Below are 4668 nucleotides of genomic sequence, written 5' to 3' on the forward strand. Positions count from 1 at the left end.
TCTACTGTCTTATTACTGATCTTCTGTATCGCAAGATTTATAACCACGCCACTATTACGGCTATCCTGATCGGATTAGGGATAAATGCCATCTACTTTGGTTATTCAGGGCTTACTAATAGCCTTCTTGGATTGGCCATCGGATTTTTCCCCTTTTTTATTATCTTTCTTTTAGGAGGTATAGGGGCCGGGGACGTGAAGCTGATGGCCGCTATTGGGGCTTTAAAAGGTTTTCCTTTTATCATCTGGGCCATTATCTACACCGCCCTTTCAGGGGGAATTATATCGATAGTTGTTATGATCTGGTATGGAACGCTGTTATCAACCTTGAGAAATATCTGGCGGACATTTATCAGCGCTGTTTTACCCTGGTTGGTGATGGAACCTTTAAAGAAAGAGTCTACCCCTTTTCTCCCCTATGGAGTGGCTATATGTGTCGGGACTTTTTGGGCGCTGTTTGAGGAGATTTACGGTGTGAGAGGATGGTTATTGGGGCAATGAATGGGGATGAGTTATACTTTTAGCCAGGTCACAAATAGTGATTTTGCTCCCTTGGCCTAAAGCCTAAATAAAAAACTACGAAACACACGAAATACCTAAAAATTAACAATTTTACAGAACTTTTGGCGTTTTTCGCAGCTTCCGTCGTTATGTCTTAAAAATTACAGATTATGCCCTCATTTCTTTCTTTTCTTGCAAGATAAGGCATGTGCATTTATTATTATGTCCAGAGGGTGTTTTATATTCAGCTTATCTGCCGGAAGTTCCTCCCCGATTATCTTCTCCAGCTTTGGCTTAAGCTCAGGGTTATGTTCTACTTTATCTCCTACCTTCAGCAGGTTTAATCGACAGGCCGGGCAAGGAATAACCACTGTGGGAGAAAAATTGGAACGGGCACAATTTAGGCACAATTCAGCCCAAATGCCGGTAATGGAAAACAGGAAGGAGGTATTATGGAGTGTTACAACTCATTGATTTTAGGTGAGAAAGGTTGGTGCCGGAGGTGGGGGTCGAACCCACATGGAACTAAGTTCCACTGGATTTTGAGTCCAGCGCGTCTGCCAATTCCACCACTCCGGCTTGTATTGTCTGGGATTGTCTGGATTTTTTAAACAGAGCCGGTGTCGTAGAGACTTAAACCACCCCTCTCTATATGCCATCTTCTTCTAAGTTCCACGACTTTACTGATATTATAACACAATTGTCCAGTTTTGACAAGTATTTTTTGCCACAGACAGGTGTGAAGAGCTGAGAAAAAGAAGAAAAAGTCACAGTTCAATGCATGGATCGCTGTTTCCGGTGCACGCGTGAGCGATACGAAACAGAACGCCCTTAAAGACACAAAAAACGCCCGGAATCCAGATGAGAAGAAGCAGGAAAATCAGCAGGATAATGTAGCCGATGATCGTGCCTAAACACGCCAGTCCCTTCGCCCCCTCGAAAACCGGGGCGGTGCAAACGGTAACCTTAGGGCCCAGCACACCAGCGACTGCATCGGCGATGGCCTCCCAATAGTCTGTTCTAGCCGCCAGGGATTGCTCAATCTGAATTCCGTTGGCAGACAGGCGGTTGACTAAGTTGTTCGGATGGTTCCCGTTGAACTCGTCAGGGCAGAGCGGGTCCGCATCGGTGACAACGAGGATCCCAGAATCGTCTATCGCGGCCTCGATCGCTGCGCGCAGCTCCTGTTTCAAGCTTGCGGGTGATAGCCCTCCGATGCAGATGTGATCGTTTGTCCAGCCGTGAAACGCAACGGCGAATTTGAACCCGCGGTCGATGACAGTCTGAAGCAGTGGGAAGGATTCTTCATGAATCTCGGTGGATGTGATGTGCCAACGGTCGTAGGCCCCACCGCCGCTTTTCCAGCCCTTGCATCGCCACACGGAAACACATTTGGCCGCGAGTTGCTGCCCAACGCACTCGGCCTGCATGTCTGTGTAGCGTTCGATCATGCCACCGTGCGGAGCAAGGGCGATCAGTCCGTGGTGCTTGCCGTTGTCAGTCAGACGCTCCACGAACTCGCTGTCGGTTTGCGCCTCGGCATCCGTGAGACTCGACCTCGTGACTTCAGCATCCACGGTCACGGTCTCTGCCTCCCCTCCGCCTAGCCGGTCCCAGCCAGCCACCATCATCTGCACGTTCCCGAGAGGGAGGGAGTCTCCCTTCACGGTATAGAGAGCGCGCTCCGTCGGCGACCTGACGATTCTGACCTGCTGGTTGACCACACGCCCAATGGACGCAATGTCCTCTCCGTTGACCAGGCAATGTTCCTTCGTCCCCAGCGCAGCATCAGGCCATACAATCACTGTCGCGGGATAGGTTGGTGGCATTGTGCCTCCTCGCAATCAAAACCGTGCTGGGGACATTTCTATTTTGCTGCCTCGACGCTTAAAAACGGTGATTGAGTGGCTGATAAGAATTTTGATCTTAGGGTAATTCGGAGGAAGTGTCATAGAAGTGCCCCCAGATGGTTTTTTAGGGCTTTGAGCCTTATGATCTTGGATTATAGCATATAAAAATGAGTAAGTCAACTGAAAAGTTGAGGAAAAGAGGAAAATGCCTAAGCTGGATTACCCGTTTCTGGTGACAGAAAGGACAGAAATAGCGACATTGGCCAGAAAAAGCCAGGAGAAATTCATCTCCGAGAAACCGAAGATCTTCCCTGAGAATACGAGAGTTAGCTATTGGGCCGTCAATGGTCTTTTGTGAAATAAGATTGACAAAGTTTATTTGATGTGCTATTATTCAAGGAGGCAGGTAAGTTGGATTTCCTGATCAAAGAGGCCCTCGATGAAAAAAGAAAGGGGGAAACTTAAGAAAGTCTAAATGCCTCGGACTTATGACGCCTACTCGACAAAAAATCGGCACCTTTCAAAGATTATGATTGTCAATAAGTCAAGGATCTTGGAAATGATCCTTAAACTGAAAGAAGAAGAGTCTCTTTCATCATTAAGAAACAATATATCGCATCTAAAGCATCAGCTAACTAACACAAGATCGGATAAAATTGGATTGTTAGATATCGATTTTAAGGGTGACACAATAAAAATTGCTCAAAAATACTTGTTTGATGAGCTTCAACAAATTACAGAAGCTCAAACACTTGAAAGGGCAAAATATTATGTTGGGCGGTTTGAAAAAGGGATCACTGAAATCAAGACAAGCAAAGTCAATGATATTAATTTAAACCGTTGGAAGGAATATACAGATATTTATACCGATAGTTTGTGGATATGTGATAAACGAGATAATTCTGGAATCCACACCGCCGGATATTGGGGAAATTTTATTCCACAAATTCCAAATCAAATGATAAAACGTTACACCAAGAAAGGAGATTGGGTTTTAGATACCTTTGTGGGTTGTGGAACCACTTTAATTGAAAGCCAAAGATTGGGAAGAAATGGAATAGGGATAGAACTTCAAGAAAGTGTTGCCCGAAAAGCCCAAAAGTTTGTTTCTTCTGAACCAAATAAGTACGGTGTTATCAGTGAAGTTATAACTGGCGACAGCTCGCTGGTTGATTATAAATCACTTTTACAAAAATACGGACAAAAGTCTGTTCAGCTTTTAATCATGCACCCCCCATATTTTGATATTATCAAATTCAGTGATGACCCAAGAGATTTATCTAACGCTTGTTCTGTAGAGTCGTTCCTAAAGTTGATGAATAAAATAGTTGGCAATGCTTCATCAGTTTTAGACAGAGGAAGGTATTTTGCTCTGGTAATTGGTGATAAATATTCTAAAGGTGAATGGATTCCATTGGGATTTTTAACAATGAATGAGATTATGAAGAGAGGTTTTTCCTTAAAAAGCGTAATCGTGAAAAACTTTGAAGAGACCACAGGAAAACGCCATCAGAAAGAATTGTGGCGTTATCGAGCCCTGGTGGGTGGATTTTATATTTTTAAGCACGAATACATTTTTCTCTTCAAGAAAAAATAGTTAAAAGAAGAAGATTTCGAGTCCGAAATCCACTATCCGTAAATTTGGAGGGAAGCATCAGAGTGAAGAGAAAGATACGAAGAGAGATCAAGGCCAAACGGGACTCTTTGCATGAAGATGACCGGAAAGAACGGAGTCGTCTAATTGAAGAGACCTTATTTGGTCTTGACCACTTTAAAGAGGCTAAAACCATCCTCTTTTATGCCGCTACTAAGAGCGAGGTCGCCACAGAAGGAATGATCAGGCACGGAATAAACGTGGGCAAGCGGGTGATTTTACCTGTCACCCGGGGAGATAGCCTTGTCCTTTCTGAAATCAAAGATTACGACCTGGAATTGGCTTCAGGGGCCTTCGGCATTCTGGAACCAAGACCGGAATACCTGCGGTTGGTAGAACCGGCTGAAATAGACCTGGCCATTATTCCGGGGGTCGCCTTTGATGAAGAAGGCGGCCGGATCGGCCACGGTGGCGGGCATTACGACCGCTTACTGGCTCAAATGAAAGGAACAACCCACCTGATTGCCCTGGCCTATGAGGATCAAGTAGTCAAACGGCTGCCCCAGGAGGATCACGATATACCTATTGAGAAGATCATTACCGAAGCGAGAGTGCTGTATACTATTTAACCCAACTTCATACCAAAATGGTCATTTAGCATAGTGCTCTGTGACACTTGAAATTGTGGGGAAAGTCTCTTTACCCCTCACCCTAACCCTCTCCC

5 protein-coding genes and 1 tRNA gene are annotated in these 4668 nt (G+C 45.1%); 3 read left to right on the plus strand and 3 right to left on the minus strand.

Translation table 11 applies throughout. From position 1 onward, the window contains the following. The coding region (locus AB1797_13185) for a prepilin peptidase (protein MEW5768540.1) at positions 1 to 500 on the plus strand (500 nt) is incomplete at its 5' end. Between the two features lie 176 nt (positions 501 to 676). Here AB1797_13185 and AB1797_13190 read toward each other — a convergent pair. From AB1797_13190 to AB1797_13200, 3 genes are all read right to left on the minus strand, one after another. Next, positions 677 to 871, minus strand: a complete 195-nt coding sequence (locus tag AB1797_13190; protein ID MEW5768541.1) for a hypothetical protein — start codon at positions 869 to 871, stop codon at positions 677 to 679. 120 nt (positions 872 to 991) lie between these two features. Further along, positions 992 to 1079, minus strand: a tRNA-Leu gene (locus AB1797_13195). A gap of 188 nt (positions 1080 to 1267) precedes the next feature. After that, positions 1268 to 2329, minus strand: a complete 1062-nt coding sequence (locus AB1797_13200) for a poly-gamma-glutamate hydrolase family protein (protein ID MEW5768542.1) — start codon at positions 2327 to 2329, stop codon at positions 1268 to 1270. Between the two features lie 550 nt (positions 2330 to 2879). On the opposite strand from AB1797_13200, the gene AB1797_13205 reads away from it, so the two are divergent. Then, the gene (locus AB1797_13205) at positions 2880 to 3947 is read left to right on the plus strand and encodes a DNA methyltransferase (protein MEW5768543.1); all 1068 of its coding nucleotides are present in this window, start codon (positions 2880 to 2882) and stop codon (positions 3945 to 3947) included. Positions 3948 to 4009: 62 nt separating this feature from the next. Then, a complete protein-coding gene (locus AB1797_13210; GenBank protein ID MEW5768544.1) occupies positions 4010 to 4573 on the plus strand; it encodes a 5-formyltetrahydrofolate cyclo-ligase in 564 nt (187 codons plus the stop codon). The last annotated feature ends 95 nt before the right edge of the window (positions 4574 to 4668 follow it).

Source organism: bacterium (genome assembly GCA_040753085.1).
In the GTDB taxonomy this organism is placed as follows: domain Bacteria; phylum UBA9089; class JASEGY01; order JASEGY01; family JASEGY01; genus JASEGY01.